A 21,448-nucleotide genomic window follows, 5' to 3' on the forward strand; every position below is an offset into this window, starting at 1 on the left:
GGGAGGGTGCTGGGGGAGAAGGGGCCGGGCGTGACGTGGCGCCCGGGGACCGGGCCAAGGAGTGATCGATTTCCTCTGCCGGGTCGACGACCCTCGTTCTGCAAATCTCGTCATGAACGTCGGAGCCCGGCTGATCGATGGAAAGCATATGTGGGCATGACGGCAATGCAATCTCCCCCGTGTATGCACGCCAGATCGTTCATAGGCGAGAATGGGAACGCCGCAAGGAGTCAGCGGTGCGACTGGAAAGCGGCACGCATCCGGTCGACGGCGGCGTCCCTGTTGACGCTCGAGTCCCGTACTGAAACTGCTCAAGCGCGGTTCAAAAGCTACAGGCTTGTTCGGGCAATTGGCTAGTGTTTCCCGGTTGAATCTTGGACCGCTCTCCCATTCAAGGTCGGAGTGGCGCGGAAACGGCGACGGAATTCCGGGATCTGTCCAAATCCGTCGACGGAATTCTGGGGTCCGTCCAAAGAAGAGGCGGAATTCTGGGGTCCATTCGAGGTCGTCGGCGGAATTCTGGGGTCCGTCCAAAGCTGTCGGCGCCCCTGTCGAGGATTCGTAGCGATCTGGACGGCGGATTCCTCGCCGAGATGACGCTTTTGACGTCGCCGCCGGCGGGGGCCCTACACCCGCCAGGCGCCCGCGATCTTCAGCAGATGGTCGTTCTCCCCGGGAGTGCCGATGGTGATCCGCACCCCCTCGTCGCCGAAGGGGCGCACCATGACTCCCGCCGCCTCGCACGCGTCGGCGAACGCCGGCGTACGCGAACCGAGGCGCAGCCAGACGAAGTTGGCCTGGCTGTCGGGAACGCTCCAGCCCCAGGACCGCAAAGTGCGGGTGACCCGGGCGCGTTCGGCCACCAGGGTCTGAACCCGCCCCAGCAGTTCGGAGCCCGCGTTCAGCGAGGCCCGCGCGGCGGCCTGGGCGAGTCCGCTGACGCCGAACGGCACGGCGCAGGCCCGCAGCGCGGCGGTGACCGGCCGATGCGCGACGGCGTAACCGACGCGCAGCCGCGCCAGCCCGTACGCCTTGGAGAAGGTGCGCAGAACGGCGACGTTGGGACGGTCGCGGTAGAGCGCGATGCCGTCCGGTACATCGGTGTCGTCGACGAACTCGCGGTACGCCTCGTCGAGCACCACCAGCACGTGGCCGGGCACCCGGTCGAGGAAGCGCCCGAGCTCGCCGCGGCGCACGGCCGTGCCGGTCGGGTTGTTGGGGTTGCACACGAAGATCAGACGCGTGCGGTCTGACACCGCGTCGGCCATGGCCTCCAGATCGTGCCGCTCGTCATGCAGCGGAATCCGCACGGCAGTCGCCCCGGTGGCCCAGACGAGCAGCGGGTACGCCTCGAACGAGCGCCAGGCGAACAGCACTTCGTCCCCTTCGCCCGCCGCGGCGCGCAACAGGTCCCTGGTGACCCCAAGAGATCCGGTGCCGGGCACGAGGTGCTCCGGGGGCACCGCGAGAACCTCGGACAGCTCCGTGACCAGTTCACTGCTCGTCGGATCGGGATAGCGGTTGACGCGCCCCAACTCCTCGCGCATCGCGGCGACGACCGACGGCAGCGGGGGATAGGGGTTCTCGTTCGACGACAACTTGTCCACCAGGTCGCTGGGTGCGGCTCGGCCGGGGACGTAGCGAGGCACCCCGGAGGCATCGGCGCGCAGCCGGGGGACAGGTGTCGGTGACATCGAGGGCACCTCCTGGGCGGGGGGCGAGCGGACGACGGCGCGTGGGCGTTCGTCGAGGGCTCCGGAGCCACGCGTCGCGACGGGGCGCGCGGGCAGGAGATCCAGCCCGCGCGCCGACACCTCTGTCAGGGGCGACTGCGCGTCTCGCTCGCCTCTCGGGTCCTGCCGTGCGCGCCGCTGCGGCACAGCGGGGCGCCGGGGTCACCGCGGGCAGGGTCAGCCGACGGCACCAGCCGGTGCGGTCTCCTCCTCGACGGCAGCGGTCCGTACCCCTGCCCTGGCGAACTCCTCCAGGAACGTGGGAAAGGACAGCCGGACGTCCTCGAAGCCCGAGAACCGGTTGGCGGACCGCATCCGCAGGCCTGCCACGAACAGCGACATGAAGATGCGGTGGTCGCCCCAACTGGACAGCGTCACTCCGCCGGGGTACGTCCGCGCGCCGCGGACCTCGAAGCCGTCGCAGATCCCGTCGTCGTACAGGACCTCGATGTCCACGCCCGCGCGGGTCAGTTCGGCGGCCATGGCCTCGATGCGTGACGCCTTGTGGAAGCGGGTGAGGCGTCCGCCCGTCACCCGCAGGCTGCCCTGCACGTACGCCCCGATGGCGGCGAGCGTGGGCACGATGTTGGGGCAGTCCCGCACATCCACCTCGAAGGCGCCGCACAGGCTGCCCGGCGGGTTGTCGACGGTCAGCGACGAGGCGGCGCGGTCGAAGGTGACGCTCACCCCGAGCCGCTCCAGGATCGGGACGATCGCGAACTCGCCCTGCATGCTGTCGCCGTACACGTTGGTCAGGACGGTTCGGCCGGGGAAGAGTGCGGCGGCGGCCAGCAGATACGAGGCCGAGGTGTAGTCCTCGTGCATGGTGACGTCCTGGGCCTGATAGGCGGAGGGTTCCACCTGGTAGTGACGCAGGTCTTCCGACGCGGAGACCTTGATACCCGCGTCGGTCAGGCTCGCCAGCGTCTGCCGGATGTACGACTGGGAGTAGACCTCGCCCGTCACCTCGATTTCCACCGGGCCGTCGGCCAGCGGCGCGGCGAACAGGATGGCGGTGATGAACTGCGAGCTGATGTCGCCCGGCAGCCGGCACGTGCCGCCCTTCAGGCCGCGTCCCCAGTTGACGATCGGAGCCTTGTTCTCGCCGACGATCGACTCGATGTCCGCGCCGAGTTCGCGCAAGGCCTCCAGCAGCGGCTCCATCACGCGGTTGCGCAGGGTCGCGTCGCCCGTCACCACGACCGGCGACAGCTGCACGGAAGCCAGCGCCGTCACGACGCGGAACACCAGGCCGGAGCCGCGGGACTGGATGACGCGCCGGATGTGCGGGAGCGACTGTCCGATGCCATGGATCTCCAGTAATCCGTCGTGCTCGGTTATCTCGGCACCGAAAGCACGGCAGGCGTTCTTCATGGTCTCCGTCTCGTCGCACCGGAGATCATTGAAAACCCGTGACGTGCCGTCGGCCAGCGTGCCGGTCAGAATGGCCCGTTGCGTCTCCGGTTTCGAAGAGGGGACGCGGAACGTTCCGGCGAAGGAATCGACCGGATCAACCTGAAGCAGCATCCTCGTATCTCCCGTTTCACATCATTCGCCGTCTGATATCTGTGCAAGCGATGTCGCTTTGACGTCCGGGCCGGCGATGTCCGCGGAGCGAGAACATGTCATCCCACCGCTTGGCGCTTCGATGTCGGGGCGGCGGTGCAGGAAAGCATCCTGGCGCGCACGACAGCCCTCCTCCGACGGGGGGGGGCGCGATATGAATTCTGTGTCCCGCGCGAGACGCGGGCAATAGGTCCATCTGCCCATGGCATTTCCGGCACCAGATGCTCCGGACATACCCCGTGGCGGGTCGCGGGCCAGGATTTCCTGCTCCGCCGGGCCCGCTGTCCCTCGCTCAGGCCAGGAACCGGAAGGACCTCTCGTAATAGACCATGGGGGTCCTCGCGCCCTCGCCCAGGCGCGCGCCCGATACCTGGCCGATCAGGATCGTGTGGTCCCCAGCCGGATGCCGGGCATGCATCTCGCAGTCCAGCTCGACGAGCGCGCCCGCCACGGCCGGCAGTCCGCCGGGCGTACGGGACAGACCGTCCGATGCGAACTTGTCGGCGCCTTTGGTCGCGAACCGTTCTGCCAGCGGCCTGTGTTCGGGGCCCAGCACGCTCACCGCGAAGTGCCCGCAGGAGGCGAACGCCCCGAAGGAATCGGCCGAGTTCGCCAGGCAGACCAGGACCAGCGGCGGGTGCAGCGACACCGAACAGAACGAACTCGCCGTGAAGCCGCGGGGCAACCCGCCCTCGCCCAGCGTCGTCACCACCACGACCCCGGCCGCGAACCGGGCCATCGCGGCCCGGAAGTCCTCGGAGCTCGCCCGTCGTACGGTCTGTGTGCTCTGCGTCACGGCAGCACCACCACCTGTCCCGTGCAATTCGGTCCGGTTTCGAAGCCCGTCCGCGGGGCCGTGTCCCAGCCGTGTGCGGCAACGGCGATATCCGTTGAGCGAGAACATGTCATCCCGCCGTTCGGCGCTTCGATGTCGGGCGGCAGTTCGGGAACAGCATCCTGGCGCGCACGACAGCCCTCCTCCGACGGTGGAGGCGCGATAGGAATTTTGTGTGCCGCGCGATGCACGGGCAATAGGTCCATCTGCCCATGGCGCCGACGTGCCCCGCAGACTCTGGCCGAGCTCGCCCAACAGTGGGTGCCCGACTGCTCGCGCACCCGCTCCCGGGGGCGCTGGGACTTAGGTCCTATTCTGACCAGGCCGGTCCCGTGCCAGGCTGAGGCAGCGCGAAACAACGCGTCGGGAGCCGTTCCCGGGATTCAGGTTCGGGTTCATTCTCCGGTTCCGAAAAGGCCCGCCGTCGCCGCCTTTGACCGGCCGCTCCGGCCGGGCACATCCATGCATCCTGTGAACCGTTAGGACGAATTCCATGTCCGGCGCCATCCTGTTCTTGACCCGCTGGCCCTTGTACGAGGACGAGCGCCGCTGGGAGAACCGCCTCGCCGCCCCCGAGATCGTCTTTGGCCCGGAGACCGACCGCGTCACGTACATATGCGACGAGGGCGGCCGCAGCGGAGTGCCCGCCGACGCCGAACGGGTCCACGTCGTAACGGACTTCGGCGACCTGGACGGCGTGCTGGGGCTCGTCGACGCCGTCGTTCGCGACGAAGGCCCGTTCGACCACGTCATCGCCTTCTCCGAAATGCTCCTCGACCTCGCGGCGACGCTGCGCGAGCGGTACCGCATCCTGGGCCCGGGCCCCGAGGAAACCTCCCGGTTCCGCGACAAGACCGTCATGAAGGAGACGGTGTCGCGGGCCGGTATCCGAGTGCCCCGTTGGGCGTCCTGCCGCACCGAGGACCAGATCCTCGCGGCTGCCGAGGAGTTCGGCTACCCCGTGGTCGTCAAGCCGGTGCGCGGGGCGTCCAGCCAGGGTGTGCGCGAGATCGCCTCGGCGGAGGAGCTGCGGGCCTTGTGCGCCGAACGGAGCCTGCACGACCTCGAGGTCGAGGAGTTCGTACGGGGCGAGATCCTGCACGTCGACGGCGTCCTGGACGCGGCGGGCAAACCGCTGTTCCTCTGTACCTCCCGCTACGTCTCCACCTGCCTGGACTTCGAGCTCCAGGGCGAACCGCTCGGCTCCGTCCTCCAGACGGACCCCGCGGTGCGCGGCCGCTGCGAGGACTTCGCCGTGGGCTGCCTGACCGCGCTCGGCCTGCGGAGCTCCGCCTTCCATCTCGAACTCTTCGACACCGGCGACGAGTTGGTGTTCCTGGAGGTCGGAGCCCGGGTGCCGGGCGCCGACGTGCCGTACGTCATCCACGACGTCCATGGCGTGAATCTGTTCCGGCTGTGGGTGGACGTGCTGCTCGGCCGTCCGGTGGACCCGCCGGTCCCCGACCCGGAGCTGAGCGGCGGCTGGCTGATCGTCCCAGGTCCCAGGCCGCTGCCCCAGAAGGTCACCGCCGCCACTTCGCTCCTGGGTGAAGTTCCGTACGTGTACCGGGAGTTGGTGCCGAGGGCGGGCGAAGTCCTGGTCTCCCGGCCCGGCTCGTACGCCACGCTCCAAGGCGGCCGCTTCCTTTTCCGGGGTGGCACCCAGGAGCAGATCGAGCAGGCCGTGCGCCAGGCGCGTGCGCAGTACCGCCTGACGACTGAGCCTGCCCCCTGAAGAGCCTGAACCATCTCGTGCCATCGGCAATCGAACCGTCGAGTCTATGGAGGAAAACGTGGATCAGTCGAACCATGCGGAGCTGGTCGACAAGAACTTCGTGCTGTTCGCCGAGGGGTGCTTCGGCCTCTTCACGAGCAAGATCGCCGCCTCACTGATCCGCTACCGCGGGGACCGCTGCGTCGCCGTGATCGACAGCCGCAAGGCCGGCCGCACCGTCCAGGACGTCCTCGGCTACGGCGGCGCGATCCCGATCGTCGGCCGCGTCGAGCAGGCGGTGAATCTGGGACCCGAGGTCATGGTCGTCGGCAAGGGCCTGCACTCCGCCGAATTGCCCTCCGGCTGGAAGCCGCACCTTCTAGCGGCCGTCCGGAACGGACTCCACCTGATCAACTCGATCCACTACCGCCTCACCGACGACCCGGACATCGCCCGCGCCGTCCGTGAGAAGGGCATCACCGTCTGGGAGACCAAGGACTCCCCGGCCGTGCCGCTCAACAGGGCCCGCGTCCTGGACCTGGACACCTGGGTCATCCACACGTGCGGCAGCGACTCCAACATCGGCAAGAAGACCGCCGCCCTGCAGATCTGGAACGAGGCCAACCGCAGCGGCATCCCCACCGGCTTCGCCGCCACCGGCCAGAGCGGCATGCTGATCTCCGGGCACGGCCTCGCGGTCGACGGCGTGCCCGGCGACTTCATGGCCGGCGCGGTCGAGCACGTCGTGATGGAGGCCGCCGCCGGCAAGGAATGGGTCGTCGTCGAGGGCCAGGGTTCCCTCAACCACATCGGGTTCAGCGGCGTCGCCCTCGCCATCCTGCACGGCGCCCTGCCGCACGCCCTGGTCTTCTGCCACCGCCTCGGCGCCGAGCGGACCAAGGCCTGGGAGACGCCCATCATCCCCATCCCCGAGCTCATCCGCATGAACGAGGAGCTCACCGTCTTCGAACGGCCCGCCAAGGTCGCCGCCGTCAGCGTCAACAGCGTCGGCTTCACCGAGGAGGACTACCGCCGCGAGGCCGAGAAGCTCGAGGCCGATACCGGACTGCCGGTCGTCGACCCGGTCCGTGCGGGCGGCGCCGCCCGGCTCGTGGACATCCTGCGCGCCCACCAGCGCGAGACCGCGGACCGGCAACTGATCCGCCAGTACTGAGGGCGGGCCCAGGACTCCGAGGAGATGCACCGATGAAGACAGCGATTCTGCTGCTCATGCACCAAGGCAAGTCGTACACCGAGGAGATCGCCGCGGCCACCGCCGGGCTCGGCCTGACCCTGGTCGCCCTCAGCTCCCAGCCGGAGACGCCGGGGGTCCTGGACGCGAGCCGCCGCCATGTGGCGGACTGCGTGGTCACCGAGGAACCCGAACTGCGCTCCGGCGACGTCGAGAAGGCCGTACGCGAACTCGCCGACCGGGGCTACCAAGTCGAGGCCGCCATCGCCACCTTCGAGGGCTACCGGCTCCTGATGGCCGAGCTCAACGAGCGGCTCGGCGCGCGTGACTCCGCCGAGTCCGCGCTGCGCCTCTGCCTCGACAAGTACGAACTGCGCCGACACCTCTTCGCCCAGGGACTGAGCGAGGTCCGTGTCCACCGCGTCACCCCCGGCGTGCCCCCCGAACTCGACTCCTCCGCACGCTGGTTCGTGAAGCCGGTGCGCGGTGCCTCGTCCTTCGCGACCTTCGTCCTGGACGACGTCGACGACCTGGCCGACCTGCCCGCGATCCAGGAGCAGATGCGCGCCGACCGGCGCATGAAGGCGATCTTCATGGACCGGTACGACTTCCTGGTCGAGGAGTACGTCGAGGGCCCGGAGTTCAGCTTCGAGACCTTCGTCCTCGACGGCCGCATCCACCACCTGTGCGTCCACGAGAAGGCCCGCGTGGAACGCCTGGAGCGGACCATCCTGGAGGGGATGTCGGTCAGCCCGCCCGTGAGCCTCGACAACGAACTCGTCCTGGAGGGAGCCGGCCACGTCACCCGCTGCCTCGCCGAGCTGGAGAGGCACGGGCTGACCGACGGCGCCTTCCACGTCGAGGTCAAGTACTGGGAGTCGAAGAAGCGCTGGGAGATCATCGAGATCAACCCCCGGATGGGCGGCAGCCTCATCAACGCCAGCGTCCAGACCGTCACCGGGCACTCCCTCCTCGACCTGTGGACCGAGTCCCTGCTGCTGCCCGACGGGGAGCGGGACGCCTTCCACGACCGGCTCTCCCGCGCCTCCCAGCTGGAGGCCCTGCGCACCGACGCGTCCACCCGGGCGACCGTGTTCCTCAGCAAGTACGGGGAGAAGGGGCGGACCGTCGACACGATCCGCTTCGAGCCGCCCACCCGCCCGCCCCGCATCCTGCGCGTCCACGTGGCGGAGGGAACCGAACTCGAGGCGTCCGACCGGGGGATCTGCCTGATGGACGCCCTGTGGGACGTGGCGGCCGACCACCTCGAGGCCGAGACCGCCTTCCTCGACCGACACGCGACGGAGCACTTCCATGTCCGCTACCGCTGACCGCCAGGGCTCACCCGGGTCGGCGAGCGGATCGCCCACGACCGGCCGCCACCGCGCCGGCCGACCCACACTCCGACCCGTCCGTGAACCCCGTCCGTGAACGCCCCACGCGAACCCTCTGGTGAAGGAGACACGATGAACCGCGTGCAGAACACCGGGATCACCCACCCGAAGCCGTTCTACAACGAGGAGCAGAGCCGTCTGAAGAAGGCCGAGCTCGACCGCTACATGGACAAGAAGATGGCGGAGTGGAAGGCCACCGTCCCCTTCGCCTCCCACCTGACCGAGCCCGAGGTCCACCGGGCGTACTACCGTCGCACCCTCATCGAGCACGTGTGGCGGATCCGCCTCTCCCGGGTGAGCCAGTCCAAGGCCATCTGCAAGATCGCCCAGGTGTCGCCCAGGGCCGCCCGCGACTACGCGCAGTACCAGGCCGACGAGATGCTGCACGACAAGCTGTACATCAACGACGCCGCGGCCGCCGGTGTCACCGAGGAAGAGATCCTCGCCACTGAGCCGTACCTCTCCACCCGCCTCTTCGAGGGCTTCTTCTACTACGCGCTGGAGCACGAGTCGGCCCTCGCCCCGGTCGTCTCGAATTACTTGGTGGAGTACACCCAGGTCAAGCTCCAGCCGGCCATCGTCGAAAACCTCCAGGAGCGGCTCGGCAAGGAGAACGTCAAGGGGCAGGCCGCCCACCTCCATGTCGACACCACCGAAGACCACTCCCAGGAGATGTGGGACATCCTCCGCCAGTTGATCTTCAGCGAGGAGGACTTCCAGAAGGTGTTCAAGTACATCGACGACGTCCAGGAGATCCTCGCGATGTTCTTCCGGGAGATCTACGCGGACACCGTCGCCCGGCACGCGGAGACCGCTGCGTGACCCGTACGTCCCGTCCCGGACCCACGTCGACGGCAGGACCGGCACGCGGTGCGCCTGAGGGTCCGGCCGGCAGCCGTCGCCCGGCGAGCCCGAACGGACCCCATCCCACCGCACCCGCCGCCCAGTAGAGAGGAACCCCGCGAATGTCCGCTCCCAACACAGCCGCGCTCGTCAAGGAGTACCGCGAAAACGGCTTCGCGGTCGCCGAGCGTCTCTTCGATCCGAGCGAAGTCGGCGAGCTCAACACCGCCATCACGGAGATCCTGGACGTCCCCGACATCGGCTCCGTCGCCGAAGTGGAGCCGGGTGACAACGGCATGGCCCGCCGGATCTGGTCGCCCACCAAACAGCACCCCGCGTTCGAGCGGGCCGCCGCCCACCCCGAACTGCTCGACCACGTCGAGGCACTCATCGGCCCCGACATCCTGTTCCACTACAGCAAGCTCCACCTCAAGGCCCCGCAAGTGGGCAGCGTCGTGGAGTGGCACCAGGACTTCGCCTACTACCCCCACACCAACACCGACCTGGTGACGGCCCTCGTCTACCTCGACGACACCACCACCGAGAACTCCGCCCTCCAGGCCGTCCCCGGCTCCCATCGGCGCGGCCTCGCCGACCACTACGTCGACGGCTACTTCCGCGGCAAGGTAGCGGGCGCAAGCGCCCCCGAATCAACGCTCGCCGTGCCCATCGAGGCGCCCGCAGGCAGCGTGGTCTTCATCCACTGCCTGCTCCTGCACTACTCGTCGCCGAACCGCTCCGACCGGTACCGCCGCGCCTTCCTGCCGGCCTACCGGGCCGCCGACGCCTACCCGATCCACTTCGGCCCGCACGCCGGCCACAACGAGCCCGGAGTGAAACTGCTGCGCGGCAGCGTGTCGGACACGGCACGGGTGGAAGCCGGGGCGTGGCGTCTCCCGCTCGCGGAGCGCCCCTTCGGCTCGCTCTTCCAGCTCCAGGAGGGCGCCAACCAGACCGCGACGGCGAAGAGCACCGGGTACGCCACGCTGGGGGAGGCGAAGTGACAGCCCCCTGAGTACGCCGAACGTGACGGTCGTCCGTGCCTGCCCGCGGGGCGGCGCGGACGGCGGCCACGCCACCGTCACCGCCACGGCGGGCCGGACGGGAGGCCGTACTCGGCTGCACCGCACGGGTCCTGACGGAGCAAAACCATCAGAATCGAGCGATCGGAAGGTGAGAACGTGGTCGTCAGTGGCTTGTCAAGCCAACCGCGGTCGGACTCGGACGAGTTGAGAGTCCACTGGAACTCGCCGCTCAGTGGGCAGCAGAAGGCGTCGGGGAAATACCAGGTCGGCCAGCTCGACTTCGAGGGAATCGTCGACTTCGCGCAGGAAGCGGACCGCCTGGGTGTCGACTCGCTCCTCATGGGGATCGGCTTCCACATGCCTGATCCGCTCCCGATGCTCGGCGCCCTGGTCCGCGAGACCCAGCGCGTCAAGTTCCTCCTCGCCTACCGTCCCGGGCTGCTCCCCCCGACGCTCTTCGCCCAGGTGGTCAACACGGTCTCTTGGATGGGGGACGGGCGGATATCCCTCAACCTGGTCGCCGGTACCTCCCCGGTCGAGCAGGCGTTCTACGGAGACTTCCTCGCCCACGACGAGCGCTACGCACGCTCCAACGAGTTCCTGGACATCCTGCACCGGTTCTGGCGCGGTGAGACCCCGCTGTCCTACGAGGGCGACCATTATCGACTCAAGGACGCGCAGGTCGGCCTGGGATACAAGGGCGGAGGCCGTCCCGAGATATACATCAGCGGGGCATCCGACGTGGCGCAGCGGACCGCCGTGGACCACGGCGACTGCTGGCTGCGGTACGGCGATACTCCCGAGGGAATGGCCGCGGCGGCGAAGCCCGTCCTGACGCGGGGCGGCCGTGTGGGAACTCGTATGCATGTGCTGGCGAGGGAGAGCCGCGCGGAAGCGCTGGCGGATCTCGCCGACATGATGCGCGACCCCGACGAAGAACACCGGAAACGGATCGCGGATGCCGTGGCCTCCTCCGATTCCGTGGCAGTGAACACTTCCTTCCGCCTGGCCGAGTCCGCGGACTCCGGCTGGCTTTCCCCCATGCTGTTCTCGGGTGCCGTGGCATATCGCGGCGGGCCGGCCCTCTGCGTGGTGGGCAGCTTTGAGGAAGTGGCGGCGTATCTCTACGAGTACAAGGAGGCCGGGATCAGCGAGTTCATCTTCTCCGGCTGGCCGACCCGGGAGGAGATGCGGATCTTCTACACCCGCGTGCTGCCGCTGTTGCGCCAACTCGAACGCGCCGGGTCTCCCGCGGGCCGCGCGGCGCCGTGAACTGATCGTCGCGACGCCTGCCAGTGGGCCTTTGTAGGCTCCGGCCCATGACGGCAGAGCTGGCCCATGACCCGCGTCCGACCTTCGCCCGAGCACGTGATCAAGCGGGGGAGCAGGTCGCGGCGACACCCGCCTGACCACCGTTTGGCATCCGGGCACGGGCAGCCCTGAAGGTTTCTACCTCGGGCTCGGATTCCGCCCGAGGGGAACCTCAAGCGGTTTGGCGAGTACTTCACCCGACGTGCCAAGAAGGCGACGGCCGCTCGCAAGCGGACCGCCCAGTGCGAACTGCGACTGCCCAGCAGGGGCGGGCGCGTGATCCGGATGACGGCCGAGCCCCTCCGCATCGCGCCCGGGAGCCTGGTGTGGGCCGTGCGCGGCGTCCTCGTCGACGTCACGGGGGACCTGCGCCACCGTGCCGAGGCCGAACGGGCCGAGCGCGAGGCGCGCCGTCAGCGCGAGCGCGCAGAAGCGGTCGCCGAGGTTGCGGACGCGCTGCGCGAGGCGGTACTGCCGCACTTCCGGGACGAGCTGGCCGCCTACGGACTCGAAGCCGCCGCCGTCTACCGCCCCGATGCGCGGGAGGCCGGGTCGGCGGCGACTGGTACAAGGCGCGCAGGCTCCCCGGCCGCCGCCTGCTGATCACCCTCGGCGACGCACGGGGCCACGGCCTGGAGGCGGCCACACTGATGGCGAAACTGCGCTACGCGCTGGCGGGGCTCGCCTGTACCGATCGGCCGGTCGAGCAACTGACCTACTGGCTCAACGAGTTGGCGTGCGCCGACGGCATCGAATCCACCGCCACCGCGATCATCGTCCGATTCCACCCCGAACGCGATCTGCTGCGCTGGACCTGAGCGGGCCATCCCCGCCCCGTGCTCGTCCGAGCGGGCGAGGTCACCCAGCTGCCCGAACCGGAAGGCGGGCCCGGACCGCCGCTCGGAGTGCTCCCTGGTACCGACTGCACCGCTGCGGCCGTCTCGCTCGAGATCGGCGACATCGTGCTGCTGTACACCGACGGCCTGACCGAACGCCGTGACCACGACCCGGACGAGGACACCCGCCGCTTCCTGACCGCCGCCGGCAGTGCTTCGCCCAACAGCCTCCCGGCGCCGGGCACGACGGCTGACGACTACGCCCGCCGCCTGGCCGCCCATCTCGATGGGCCGCACCGCACGGACGACGCAACCCTCCTCGCCCTGCGCCGCATCCACCCGAGCCAAGGAGCCGACAAACAGGCACTTACTTGAGCCTGGACTCGTCGGTGCGTGGCAGGATCCGGCAAGCCTCACCCGGCCCGTCGTGACCCGCTTGACGTATGCCGATATGGGAATACGATGGCTTCCATGGCACGAGCAGCGACGACGTCGGATGTCTTCAACGCGATCGCCGAGCCGCAGCGCCGGGACATCCTGGCGCTGCTGCGGGCGGGGGAGCGGCCGGTGACCGAGCTGGCCCAGGAGCTGGGGATGAGCCAGCCGGGAGCGTCCAAGCATCTGCGGGTGCTCCGGGAGGTGGGCCTTGTGCGGGTCCGCGGGGCGGGCAAGCAGCGTCTCTACGGCCTGGACGCCGACGGGCTGCGGCCGGTCCACGAGTGGGTCGGCGGCTTCGAGCGGTTCTGGAACGAGAGCTTCGACCGGCTGGACGCCTATGTGCAGGACCTCAAGCAGACGCAACAGGAGGAATGACCGATGACAGGGGCAAGGCAAGAATCGCGGGCGGAATCGGCGACGGCCGACCGGGAGACCGTGATCTCCAGGGTCATCGACGCCCCGCGGGAGCTGGTGTTCACGGCGTTCACCGAGGTCCGGCACCTGTCGCGGTGGTGGGGGCCTGAGGGGTTCACCACCACCACGCGGTCGTTCGAGTTCCGCGTCGGCGCGGAGTGGGACTTCGTGATGCACGGACCGGACGGGACCGACTACAGCGAGTGGATCACCTGGACCGACATCTCCGCGCCGGAGCGCATCGAGCTTCTCCATGGTGCGTTCCGCGGCGACCCGAACGCCTTCGAGACGGTCCTGACGTTCGAGCCCGACGGCGCGGCGACCCGGATCGAGATGCGCACGGTGTTCCCCACCAAGGAACTGCGCGACGAGGCGGTCGAGAAGTACCACGCGGTCGAGGGCGGCCGGCAGACCCTGAGCAACCTGGCCGCCTACGTCGCCGACCTCGCGCGGAAGGGAGCGGAGGGCTGATGGCCGGCAAGGTGTTCTTCAGCGTGACGATGTCGCTCGACGGGTTCATGGCGCCCGAGTCCGTCGAGGACTTGATGCGGCAGCAGTGGATGGAACTGCAGCGGTGGGTCTTCCCGCAACGATTCTTCCGGGAGAACCTGAAGCTCGGCGAGGGCGGCGAGGAAGGGCGCGACAACGACATCGTGCGGGAGACGTTCGAGCGCACCGGCGCAAGCGTCATGGGCAAGCGCATGTTCGACGCCGGCGAGCGGATGTGGCCGGAGGAGGCGCCCTTCCATACGCCGGTCTTCGTCGTGACGCACGAGAAGCGCGACCCCTGGGAGCGGGCCGGCGGCACCACGTTCCACTTCGTCAACGACGGCATCGAGACCGCGCTCGACCAGGCCCGCGAAGTCGCCGGCGACCGCGACGTCCGCATCGCGGGCGGCGGCGCGACGATCCTGGAGTACCTGAACTCCGGTCTGGTCGACGAGTTCTCGATCGCGCTGTCACCGGTGCTGTTCGGCGCCGGCATCCGCCTGTTCGACGGCGTGGACGCGTCCAGGGTCGCTCTGGAGCAGGTCCGCTCGGAGCCGTCCCCGCGGGTGACGCACCTGACCTACGCCGTGCACCCACGGTAGCCACACCACCGCTCCAAGGGCACGCGGGCAGGGCTTCGACAGTGTTCTCGCCGGAGCCCTTGCCCGGTGCCCGGTGCGCGCTCACTCCTCAGTCGCTACGGCTGCCGGTGCCACGTCTCCCGCCAGGCATCGTTCATGCGGCCTGGGTGAGTTCGGCGCGGCCGAACAGCAGCGCGTAGCCGGACGGGAGTTGGGTGAGGACGCGATCCAGGAGGCCGGGACCTGCCAGGTGGCCGACGGCGGCGAGAACGGCTCCGGTGTCCCAGCGGGCCGTCGCGGGGGTGGCGCCGGTGCGGGTGGCGAGATCCTTGACGAAGCCCCATCCGGTGAGCCGTTGGGTGTCGGGGACCTGGCCGGTGAAGACACGTGCGGCCTCGAAGGGGAGGCGGGCGGCGAGGTCGACGCGTTCGTCGCCGGTGAGTTGACGGCCCAGGGCGGCCAGCACGGCACGCGTGACCTCCTCGGCCCGCTCCCGGGTGGGATAGGCGCCCTCGTAACGGATTCTCTCGACCATCTGGTCAAACGTCATGCCGACCCGTGCGGTAGCCGGTGCACGCAGCGGAAGCATCGCGAAGTGACTGCCTTTCTCGTCCAAGGGTGTTTCTCGCCGGGGAGGGCCGGCCGGGGGAGCGGTGGCCGACTCTGCCGATGTGGTGGGCGGGTGATGGTCCGGTGGGTTCAGGTGTGTTGGGGGCGGCCGAAGAGGAGGTCGTAGCCCGGGGGCAGCTGGAGCAGGATGCGGCGGGTCAGGTCCTCGCCCGCCGCATCGGCGGCCACGCTCAGTACGGCGCCGACGTCCCAGGCCGCGGTCTGTTCGGTGGCGCCCTCGATCCACGCCGCACTCGCCCGCAGGAACCGCTCCGGCGGGAGCGGCTCGGGGGCCTGGAGCGGGTTGAGCAGGATCATGGCGAAGGTCTCCGGGAGGCGGGCGGCCAGCTCGGCCCGGACCTCACCCACCAGATGGGCGCCCAGCAGCGCCAGAACCGTACGCGCGGCCCGCTCGGCTTCCTGGGGGGTGGCGTACTCGCCGCGTTCCTGCACGTGACGGAGAAATGCTTCCCATCGCATGGCCACTACTGCCCCTTTCGCTTCGGGGTGCGAAGTGCGAAGTGCGAAGTGCGGAGTACGGGGTGCGAGGGCGAAGTGCGGAGGGCGGAGCTGGAAGGGGGAGCTTGGTGCCCGCCCTCCGCTGTCGGCGCGGTCGAGAAGCGCCGGTTCCTCAGCCCCTGATCTGCTGGTGCCTGGTCTCCCCGCCGATCGCGATCTTGCGGGGCTTGGCGCGCTCGGCGATCGGGATGCGCAGGGTCAGTACCCCTGCTTCGTAGTCGGCCGTGATGCGTTCGGTGTCCAGCGTGTCGGCCAGGACCAGCTGACGGGAGAAGACGCCCAGGGGGCGCTCGGCGAGCTCGAGCTGTACGTCGTCCTCCTTCACCAGAGGCCGGCGCTCGGCCTTGACGGTGAGCATGTTCCGCTCGACGTCGATGTCGATCGCGTCCTTGGCGACCCCGGGCAGATCGAGGGCGATCACGTACTCCTCGCCCTCGCGATAGGCGTCCATCGGCATCGTCGAGGGCCGGGACCACGTGCCGCTCACACCCGTCAGCTGCTGGGCGAGGCGGTCGAGTTCGCGGAACGGGTCAGTGCGCATCAACATCACGAAAACACCTCCACAGGTCTGGCAGTAACTGCCAATGCGCTTCGTCTGACACGGTTGTAACATGTCATCCAAACGATGACAAGTTCCGGTGTCATCCAACGGGTGACGCCCTGAGAGGATCTCCATGAACGCTTCTCCCGAGCCCCGTGACCCCACCTCGTTCTTCGCCGCCGCGGCAGCACTGAGCGCCATCGACGAAGCCATCCGCACCGCCCAGACCCCGCAGGCAGGGCCCCGCCCGGAGGACGGGCAAGCCAGTGCCGACCAGGCGCTGGCGGCCCTCCTCCTCCTGCGTGAACTGCGTGACCAGCTCGCAGGATGGGAACCCTCGCTGATCGACGCGGCCCGCACCGCGGGCTCCAGCTGGGCGGACCTCGCCCACCCCCTGGGCGTCGCCAGCCGCCAGGCCGCGGAGCGGCGCTACCTGCGCGTACGCCCCGGAAAGCCCGGCACCACCGGCGAAGAGCGCGTCCAAGCCACCCGAAGCCGGCGCGCCGCCGACCGCACCGTCACCGCCTGGGCGCGGAGCAACGCCGCCGAACTTCGCCAACTCGCAGGCCAGATCACTGCCCTCTCCGACCTCCCCGCCCGCGCCCGCGCACCCCTGGCCCGGCTCACCGAAGCCCTCGCCGACAACGACGCCGCCCGCCTCATCACCCCACTCGCCGACACCCACACGCACCTCAAGAGCAGCCACCCGGACCTCGCGGCCCGCATCGACGCCATCACCCACGACACCGACCGACTCCGCCAATCGGACGGCGACCGCCGGGGGCCCGCCACCTGACGTCCCAGTCCACCGCGGCGAACCGATACGGCCCGTGAGTAGGCCGGGGTCAAGCAGCCTGCTGGACGTACAGATCGCGGCTGACGTCTTCGCGGACCTTCTCGCAACTGCTGGTGATGAGGCGGGAGATGTGCATCTGGGAGACGCCCATTTCCTCGGCGATGCGCGATTGCGTCATGTCCTTGAAGAAGCGCAGGTAGAGGATGGTGCGTTCCCGCTCCGGGAGCTTCTTCAGGCCCACTTTCGCGGCTTCCCGGTCGGCTATCAGGTCGTAGCGGGGTTCGGCCCGGCCGAGGGTGTCGGCGAGGCTGTACCCGTCCTGTGCGGTACCGATTTCGGCGTCCAGGGACAGGCTGCTGTAGCTGTCCAGGGCTTCCATTCCGTCCCGCACCTCGTCCGGCGTGAGCCCCGCCTGCGCGGCGATGTCCTCCACGCCGGGTTCGGTGCTGCGGCCGGGCTGGAGCATCAGGTCCCGTCGGGCGGTGCGGACCTTGTTCCGCAGGTCCTGGACCCGGCGCGGAACGCGTACGTCCCAGCTGTGGTCGCGGAAGTGGCGGCGCAGTTCCCCGGTGATGGTGGGGACGGCGTAGGCCTCGAAGGCCCCGCGGTCGGGGTCGTATCGCTCAACGGCCTTGACCAGGCCCAGGGCTGCCACCTGTTGCAGGTCCTCGAGGCTTTCGCCCTTGTTGCGGAAGCGACCGGCAAGGCGGTGGGCCATCGGCAACCAGGCCTTCACCAATTCCTCGCGCAGCACATCGCGTTCACGGCCCTCAGGTGTGGCGGCGAGACGCTGAAAGACCTGCTCGGTGTCGGGGGCATCGTGGTGGCGGGTGGCCATAGAACACTCCTCATGACGGTGGTCAGCGGGAGGACCTGCGGAATTGAGTCCTGGTCCCTCCTTGAGAAGCGCCTGTTGTCCCAAGCACTTGATGACCGCCTGCCCCTCGGCCCCGCCGACAAACAACGCCGACAAACAACGCCGGCGAGCGAACGCCGCGGGCCGGCCGGTGGTGGCACGACGCCCGCGACCGAGGGCTTGAACGGGCCGGGCGACAGAGCGAAAGTACGGTCGAATACTGGTTTGGTCTTGGGGCACAAGGTGCGTGCAACCCCTACACATAGAGGCTTTGAGGGAGGCCCCTGATGTTGATGGCACACCCGGTCGTGCTGAAGAACCTGCTCGAGCAGTACGAGACGCTGAGCGCCCTGCATGCCGAGAAGGGCACCAAGGAAGCGCGTCAGCGCATGGAAGATGTCGCCTACACGCTGTGCGTGTCGACCGGTACCCGCAACATCAGCGCCGCCCTCATCGCCGCCCGACGCCGGCTTTCCGCGGCGCGCGTCGAAGACGACTCCGTCCCCGCTTCCTGACCGGCGCGTCTGCCGCGCCGCAGCAGACCCACGGCTGGGGCCCGGGGCGCAGGTCCGGGCCTCAGCGGACGCCCGATGCCGGATAAGATGGAGAAAGCGGGTAAAACCGGGCGATCAAGCCCTCCGGATGGGCTTGGCGTGGCAACGCGCGAGACGCGGCTGACCCACTCCCGCGTCTCCTTGCCCAGGGATGTCGAGTGCGATGACCGAACACCGAACTGCCACCCATGCCGCAGACGCGACCCGCAGCCGCGAGATCGTCGGCGCGCCCTGCTGGACGAGCTTGCTGACGCACGACCTGGCGGCCGCGGAGTCCTTCTACAGCGCGGTCTTCGGCTGGACGTTCCGCCCGGCGAGTCTCGGCGAGGACTTCCGCGTCGCCCTGCACGAGGGCAAGCCCGTGGCCGGCATCGGAGCTTTCGCCTCGACGCTCAGGGTTCCTGTCGCCTGGACGCCCTATTTCGCGGTCGAAGACGCCGACGAGACGGCCGCACGGATCCGTGAGCGCTGCGCCACGGTCGCCGTGGGGCCGCTGCGTTTCCCCGTAGGCCGGGGCGCGCTCGCGGCGGACCGGGACGGCGCCGTTTTCGGCATCTGGGAGGGTCAGCTCATCTCCGACTGGCACTCCTGGCGTGCGGACGCCCCCGTCTGGCTGCGCCTGCGGTCACCCAACCCCTTCGAAGCGGCCATTTTCTACGGCCAGGTCCTGGACTGGGCCTGCGAACGTCCCGGCTGCTGCGACGTCGGCTACGAGCACGACGAAGTCGTCCTGAGCCAGGAGGGTCAGGTGCTCGCCCGACTCGGATCGGGCGCCGTCGACGCCGCCCCCAACCCGGCGGACCTGCCCCGATGGGACGTCTACTTCACGGTCGCCGACCCTGAGGCCACCGTGCGTGCGGCCCTCCGCCATGGCGGATCCGTGGTGCGACACGGTGACGAGCACACCCCTGCGACTACCCTGTGTGACCCTCAGGGCAGCATGTTCACCGTGACGGGACGCGCGGAGCCTCGGAGCGAGAATCTGCGCTGATCCGATCCTGTCTGCCGCGGCGGCCTGCGCGATCGTCGGCACGCTCCGTGTCAGGGCGTGTCAGGGCGTGGCGGGCCGCTGCGGGGAACGGAGCACGAGCAGGGTGATCTCGCTGGGGGCGAAGACGCGGAACGGCGGGCCCCAGAAGCCGGTGCCGCGGCTCGTGTAGAGGAGGGTGCGGGTGCCGTGGCGGCTGAGGCCTGCGAGGGCGGGCTGGTCGATGCGGACGAGGTGGTGGAAGGGCCAGATCTGGCCGCCGTGGGTGTGGCCGGAGAGCTGGAGGTCGACGCCGCCCGCTGCGGCCCGGTCGACGAACTTGGGCTGGTGGGCCAGGAGCAGGACGGGCAGGTCGGGGTCGGCGCCGTCCAGGGCCCCGGCGAGGTGGGCCCGGTGGCCGGCCAGGCCCGAGGACTCGGCGGTGACGTCATCCACGCCGGCGACCACAAGGGTGTCGCCGCCGCGTTCGAGCAGCAGATGGCGGTTGCGCAGCGGCTCCCAGCCCAGCTCGTCCATCAGGTCGACCCAGCCCTGGGCCTCGCTGTAGTACTCGTGGTTGCCGGTGACGTAGACCCGGGCCCGGGTGGCTCGCACGGTGCCGAGCGGGGCGGCCTGGGCGCGGCGGCGTTCGGCCGTGCCGTCCGCGATGTCGCCGGTGTGGCAGACCAGGTCGGCTTCCAGGGTGTTGACCGTCTCGCAGACCCGCTCCGACCAGCGGGCGCGGTCGAGCGGGCCGTAGTGGGTGTCGGTGATGAGGGCCACGCGGGTGCCGTCCAATCCGGCTCCCAGGCGCGGGAGTTGGACGTCGAGCCGACGCACCCGGGGCACCCGGCGGGCCTCGGCGTATCCCCAGGCGAGCAGCACGGCGGCCGTGCCGAGGACCGCCCAACTGACGATCCGGGCCCGGCTCTGCCCGTCGCCTACGCCCGCCACGGTCAGGGCGAGGCGCAGCAGGACGCCGAGCAGGACGGACCAGGTGAACAGTACCCAGGCCGCCCCGAGGAGGGTGTCTCCGACGATCGCCGCCCGGTCCTGCTGTCGTCGGCCGTGGCCGCGCGCCATCGCGAGAGGCATCCCGATCAGACCGAGGGCGAAGAGCGCGGTGCCGCCCAGTGCGACGGGGAGCGGCCAGTGCTGGCCGGTGTGGAGCAGCACCCAGCACGGCACGGTCCACAGCAGGACGGGAGCGATCAAAGGGATGTAGCGCATCAGGCGGCGCAGTCGGCTCTGCTGGGCCGCATGCGCCGCACTGTCCGCGGATCGGGCCTCGCTGGTGTCGGTCACGCTTCCCCTCCTCAGGTAGCCAGGCTGCAGGCGCGCACTGTACCCGGTCGCCCTGGTGCCCTGAGCAGGTCCCGCTCCGCAACCCCCTGGCCCAGGACGGCGAGTGCGGCCTGATGACCCGTGACGGCTGCACCGCACCGTTCCCCGATGACGATCTTCTGCTACTTGCTACTTGCTATGTGCTGAAGACCGTCCCGGAGCGGAACAGCGGACCACGGGCGCTGTCTATGGCCGCGACCTCTACTTGGTGGTGTGCGTGGGGAAGACCTGAACATCGGTGTAGGCGCCCTTGATGTCCCCCGCGTCCGCGGGCCACCGCAGGGTCACGGTGTGGGTCTCGTTCGGGGGCGTCACCAGGATGTTGGTCGGGTGCGAGAGGGTGTCGCCGGTGGTGTCGATGTCGTAGGCGAGGTTGAAGACAGCGGCGTCGCCGGGCTTCAGGGTGGTGACACGCGGCTGGGCCCGGCCGCGCTCGATGGGGTTGGAGGTGTTGTCGGCGTCCTTGATGTCCACGCCCGCGAAGCCGGTCGCCGAGCAGGTGGCCGAACCCCGGTTGATCATGGTGATGTCGATCCGGCCGGAGGCCTCGTCGGGCGCGGCGTCCTTGGCGTCGATGGCCAGGTCCTCCGTCTTGCAGAACGTGACCTTGCCCCCGGTCTTCGTCGCGCCGTTCGCGGCGCCGGCCTTGGCGTCCTGTCCGGAACCCGACTGTGTGTCGCCGGCCTCCGACTTCGAGCTGTCGGAGCCCGAGCCGCTCTCCGACTGTGAACCGTCCTGCGAGGACGAGGAAGACGAGGACGAGGAGCCCTTGGAGGACGAGTTCTTCCCGGAGTCATCGCCGCCACAGGCGGTGAGCGAGAGGCTGGCGGCGACGCCGATGGCGGCGAGAGCGGCGATGCGGGTGTGCTTCACGGTGTTCCCCCAGGAGGA

The 21,448-nt window shown here is 69.4% G+C and carries 22 protein-coding genes and 1 pseudogene; 14 read left to right on the top strand and 9 right to left on the bottom strand.

What is annotated here, in order from left to right; genetic code table 11:
* Window positions 1-626: 626 nt before the first annotated feature.
* From hisC to ACZ6ZP_RS13575, 3 genes are all read right to left on the bottom strand, one after another.
* Complete coding sequence (hisC, locus tag ACZ6ZP_RS13565; RefSeq protein WP_469406814.1) at window positions 627-1,694, bottom strand: histidinol-phosphate transaminase; 1,068 nt, start codon at window positions 1,692-1,694, stop codon at window positions 627-629.
* A gap of 216 nt (window positions 1,695-1,910) precedes the next feature.
* Window positions 1,911-3,260 (bottom strand): 3-phosphoshikimate 1-carboxyvinyltransferase, encoded by a 1,350-nt coding sequence (gene aroA / locus ACZ6ZP_RS13570; protein WP_469406815.1) that lies wholly within the window; start codon window positions 3,258-3,260, stop codon window positions 1,911-1,913.
* 331 nt (window positions 3,261-3,591) lie between these two features.
* The gene (locus tag ACZ6ZP_RS13575) at window positions 3,592-4,038 is read right to left on the bottom strand and encodes a flavin reductase family protein (RefSeq protein WP_366461704.1); all 447 of its coding nucleotides are present in this window, start codon (window positions 4,036-4,038) and stop codon (window positions 3,592-3,594) included.
* A 589-nt stretch (window positions 4,039-4,627) separates the two neighbouring features.
* Between ACZ6ZP_RS13575 and ACZ6ZP_RS13580 the strand changes: the two genes are divergently transcribed.
* The 11 genes and pseudogenes from ACZ6ZP_RS13580 (at window position 4,628) to ACZ6ZP_RS13630 (ending at window position 14,392) form a co-directional block, all read left to right on the top strand.
* Entirely contained in the window at window positions 4,628-5,869 is a 1,242-nt protein-coding gene (locus ACZ6ZP_RS13580) for an ATP-grasp domain-containing protein (RefSeq protein WP_469406817.1), read from the top strand.
* Between the two features lie 58 nt (window positions 5,870-5,927).
* Window positions 5,928-7,022, top strand: a complete 1,095-nt coding sequence (locus ACZ6ZP_RS13585) for a DUF1611 domain-containing protein (protein ID WP_469406818.1) — start codon at window positions 5,928-5,930, stop codon at window positions 7,020-7,022.
* A 32-nt stretch (window positions 7,023-7,054) separates the two neighbouring features.
* On the top strand, window positions 7,055-8,371 hold the full coding sequence (locus tag ACZ6ZP_RS13590) for an ATP-grasp domain-containing protein (RefSeq protein ID WP_469406820.1): 1,317 nt from the start codon (window positions 7,055-7,057) through the stop codon (window positions 8,369-8,371).
* A 135-nt stretch (window positions 8,372-8,506) separates the two neighbouring features.
* A complete protein-coding gene (locus ACZ6ZP_RS13595; protein ID WP_469406821.1) occupies window positions 8,507-9,256 on the top strand; it encodes an iron-containing redox enzyme family protein in 750 nt (249 codons plus the stop codon).
* A 143-nt stretch (window positions 9,257-9,399) separates the two neighbouring features.
* Entirely contained in the window at window positions 9,400-10,281 is an 882-nt protein-coding gene (locus ACZ6ZP_RS13600; protein ID WP_366461650.1) for a phytanoyl-CoA dioxygenase family protein, read from the top strand.
* A gap of 192 nt (window positions 10,282-10,473) precedes the next feature.
* On the top strand, window positions 10,474-11,574 hold the full coding sequence (locus ACZ6ZP_RS13605; RefSeq protein ID WP_469406823.1) for an LLM class flavin-dependent oxidoreductase: 1,101 nt from the start codon (window positions 10,474-10,476) through the stop codon (window positions 11,572-11,574).
* A 315-nt stretch (window positions 11,575-11,889) separates the two neighbouring features.
* On the top strand, window positions 11,890-12,216 hold the full coding sequence (locus ACZ6ZP_RS13610) for a hypothetical protein (protein ID WP_469407282.1): 327 nt from the start codon (window positions 11,890-11,892) through the stop codon (window positions 12,214-12,216).
* Between the two features lie 29 nt (window positions 12,217-12,245).
* A pseudogene (locus ACZ6ZP_RS13615) lies at window positions 12,246-12,824 on the top strand (PP2C family protein-serine/threonine phosphatase).
* Between the two features lie 96 nt (window positions 12,825-12,920).
* The gene (locus tag ACZ6ZP_RS13620) at window positions 12,921-13,262 is read left to right on the top strand and encodes an ArsR/SmtB family transcription factor (protein WP_351157098.1); all 342 of its coding nucleotides are present in this window, start codon (window positions 12,921-12,923) and stop codon (window positions 13,260-13,262) included.
* Between the two features lie 3 nt (window positions 13,263-13,265).
* Window positions 13,266-13,772, top strand: a complete 507-nt coding sequence (locus tag ACZ6ZP_RS13625; protein ID WP_469406824.1) for an SRPBCC family protein — start codon at window positions 13,266-13,268, stop codon at window positions 13,770-13,772.
* Complete coding sequence (locus tag ACZ6ZP_RS13630) at window positions 13,772-14,392, top strand: dihydrofolate reductase family protein (RefSeq protein WP_469406825.1); 621 nt, start codon at window positions 13,772-13,774, stop codon at window positions 14,390-14,392. The genes ACZ6ZP_RS13625 and ACZ6ZP_RS13630 overlap by 1 nt, the downstream gene beginning before the upstream one ends.
* Before the next feature lie 133 nt (window positions 14,393-14,525).
* Here ACZ6ZP_RS13630 and ACZ6ZP_RS13635 read toward each other — a convergent pair whose 3' ends face one another.
* The 3 genes from ACZ6ZP_RS13635 to ACZ6ZP_RS13645 form a co-directional block, all read right to left on the bottom strand.
* Window positions 14,526-14,960 carry a DUF2267 domain-containing protein gene (locus ACZ6ZP_RS13635; RefSeq protein ID WP_351157985.1) on the bottom strand — a complete coding sequence of 145 codons (435 nt, stop codon included), beginning with the start codon at window positions 14,958-14,960 and terminating at the stop codon, window positions 14,526-14,528.
* A gap of 110 nt (window positions 14,961-15,070) precedes the next feature.
* On the bottom strand, window positions 15,071-15,460 hold the full coding sequence (locus ACZ6ZP_RS13640; protein ID WP_351157090.1) for a DUF2267 domain-containing protein: 390 nt from the start codon (window positions 15,458-15,460) through the stop codon (window positions 15,071-15,073).
* A 151-nt stretch (window positions 15,461-15,611) separates the two neighbouring features.
* The gene (locus ACZ6ZP_RS13645; RefSeq protein ID WP_351157087.1) at window positions 15,612-16,046 is read right to left on the bottom strand and encodes an Hsp20/alpha crystallin family protein; all 435 of its coding nucleotides are present in this window, start codon (window positions 16,044-16,046) and stop codon (window positions 15,612-15,614) included.
* 127 nt (window positions 16,047-16,173) lie between these two features.
* Here ACZ6ZP_RS13645 and ACZ6ZP_RS13650 point away from each other — a divergent pair, with 127 nt between their 5' ends.
* The gene (locus tag ACZ6ZP_RS13650) at window positions 16,174-16,836 is read left to right on the top strand and encodes a type III effector protein (RefSeq protein ID WP_469406827.1); all 663 of its coding nucleotides are present in this window, start codon (window positions 16,174-16,176) and stop codon (window positions 16,834-16,836) included.
* Between the two features lie 49 nt (window positions 16,837-16,885).
* On the opposite strand, the gene ACZ6ZP_RS13655 is transcribed toward ACZ6ZP_RS13650, so the two are convergent.
* Window positions 16,886-17,674 (bottom strand): SigB/SigF/SigG family RNA polymerase sigma factor, encoded by a 789-nt coding sequence (locus tag ACZ6ZP_RS13655; protein ID WP_351157082.1) that lies wholly within the window; start codon window positions 17,672-17,674, stop codon window positions 16,886-16,888.
* 305 nt (window positions 17,675-17,979) lie between these two features.
* Between ACZ6ZP_RS13655 and ACZ6ZP_RS13660 the strand changes: the two genes are divergently transcribed.
* A complete protein-coding gene (locus tag ACZ6ZP_RS13660) occupies window positions 17,980-18,207 on the top strand; it encodes a DUF5133 domain-containing protein (RefSeq protein WP_351157080.1) in 228 nt (75 codons plus the stop codon).
* A gap of 202 nt (window positions 18,208-18,409) precedes the next feature.
* Window positions 18,410-19,237, top strand: a complete 828-nt coding sequence (locus tag ACZ6ZP_RS13665; RefSeq protein WP_351157078.1) for a VOC family protein — start codon at window positions 18,410-18,412, stop codon at window positions 19,235-19,237.
* A 60-nt stretch (window positions 19,238-19,297) separates the two neighbouring features.
* Here ACZ6ZP_RS13665 and ACZ6ZP_RS13670 read toward each other — a convergent pair whose 3' ends face one another.
* Together ACZ6ZP_RS13670 and ACZ6ZP_RS13675 are read right to left on the bottom strand one after the other, a co-directional pair.
* A complete protein-coding gene (locus ACZ6ZP_RS13670; RefSeq protein WP_351157075.1) occupies window positions 19,298-20,518 on the bottom strand; it encodes a metallophosphoesterase in 1,221 nt (406 codons plus the stop codon).
* Between the two features lie 240 nt (window positions 20,519-20,758).
* Window positions 20,759-21,430: a DUF4232 domain-containing protein gene (locus tag ACZ6ZP_RS13675; protein ID WP_468613284.1), complete on the bottom strand. Its 672-nt coding sequence runs from the start codon at window positions 21,428-21,430 to the stop codon at window positions 20,759-20,761.
* Window positions 21,431-21,448 lie beyond the last annotated feature (18 nt).

It is taken from the genome of Streptomyces sp. NPDC054047, from assembly GCF_055585065.1.

What these genes read in the sequence shown, in the direction of transcription:
- ACZ6ZP_RS13630 (WP_469406825.1), top strand. Translation starts at nt 13,772, where the DNA reads ATGGCCGGCAAGGTGTTCTTCAGCGTGACGATGTCGCTCGACGGGTTC.
- hisC (WP_469406814.1), bottom strand. Translation starts at nt 1,694, where the DNA reads ATGTCACCGACACCTGTCCCCCGGCTGCGCGCCGATGCCTCCGGGGTG.
- ACZ6ZP_RS13625 (WP_469406824.1), top strand. Translation starts at nt 13,266, where the DNA reads ATGACAGGGGCAAGGCAAGAATCGCGGGCGGAATCGGCGACGGCCGAC.
- ACZ6ZP_RS13595 (WP_469406821.1), top strand. Translation starts at nt 8,507, where the DNA reads ATGAACCGCGTGCAGAACACCGGGATCACCCACCCGAAGCCGTTCTAC.
- ACZ6ZP_RS13660 (WP_351157080.1), top strand. Translation starts at nt 17,980, where the DNA reads ATGTTGATGGCACACCCGGTCGTGCTGAAGAACCTGCTCGAGCAGTAC.
- aroA (WP_469406815.1), bottom strand. Translation starts at nt 3,260, where the DNA reads ATGCTGCTTCAGGTTGATCCGGTCGATTCCTTCGCCGGAACGTTCCGC.
- ACZ6ZP_RS13620 (WP_351157098.1), top strand. Translation starts at nt 12,921, where the DNA reads ATGGCACGAGCAGCGACGACGTCGGATGTCTTCAACGCGATCGCCGAG.
- ACZ6ZP_RS13575 (WP_366461704.1), bottom strand. Translation starts at nt 4,038, where the DNA reads ATGGCCCGGTTCGCGGCCGGGGTCGTGGTGGTGACGACGCTGGGCGAG.
- ACZ6ZP_RS13650 (WP_469406827.1), top strand. Translation starts at nt 16,174, where the DNA reads ATGAACGCTTCTCCCGAGCCCCGTGACCCCACCTCGTTCTTCGCCGCC.
- ACZ6ZP_RS13600 (WP_366461650.1), top strand. Translation starts at nt 9,400, where the DNA reads ATGTCCGCTCCCAACACAGCCGCGCTCGTCAAGGAGTACCGCGAAAAC.
- ACZ6ZP_RS13655 (WP_351157082.1), bottom strand. Translation starts at nt 17,674, where the DNA reads ATGGCCACCCGCCACCACGATGCCCCCGACACCGAGCAGGTCTTTCAG.
- ACZ6ZP_RS13580 (WP_469406817.1), top strand. Translation starts at nt 4,628, where the DNA reads ATGTCCGGCGCCATCCTGTTCTTGACCCGCTGGCCCTTGTACGAGGAC.
- ACZ6ZP_RS13645 (WP_351157087.1), bottom strand. Translation starts at nt 16,046, where the DNA reads ATGTTGATGCGCACTGACCCGTTCCGCGAACTCGACCGCCTCGCCCAG.
- ACZ6ZP_RS13665 (WP_351157078.1), top strand. Translation starts at nt 18,410, where the DNA reads ATGACCGAACACCGAACTGCCACCCATGCCGCAGACGCGACCCGCAGC.
- ACZ6ZP_RS13590 (WP_469406820.1), top strand. Translation starts at nt 7,055, where the DNA reads ATGAAGACAGCGATTCTGCTGCTCATGCACCAAGGCAAGTCGTACACC.
- ACZ6ZP_RS13635 (WP_351157985.1), bottom strand. Translation starts at nt 14,960, where the DNA reads ATGCTTCCGCTGCGTGCACCGGCTACCGCACGGGTCGGCATGACGTTT.
- ACZ6ZP_RS13640 (WP_351157090.1), bottom strand. Translation starts at nt 15,460, where the DNA reads ATGCGATGGGAAGCATTTCTCCGTCACGTGCAGGAACGCGGCGAGTAC.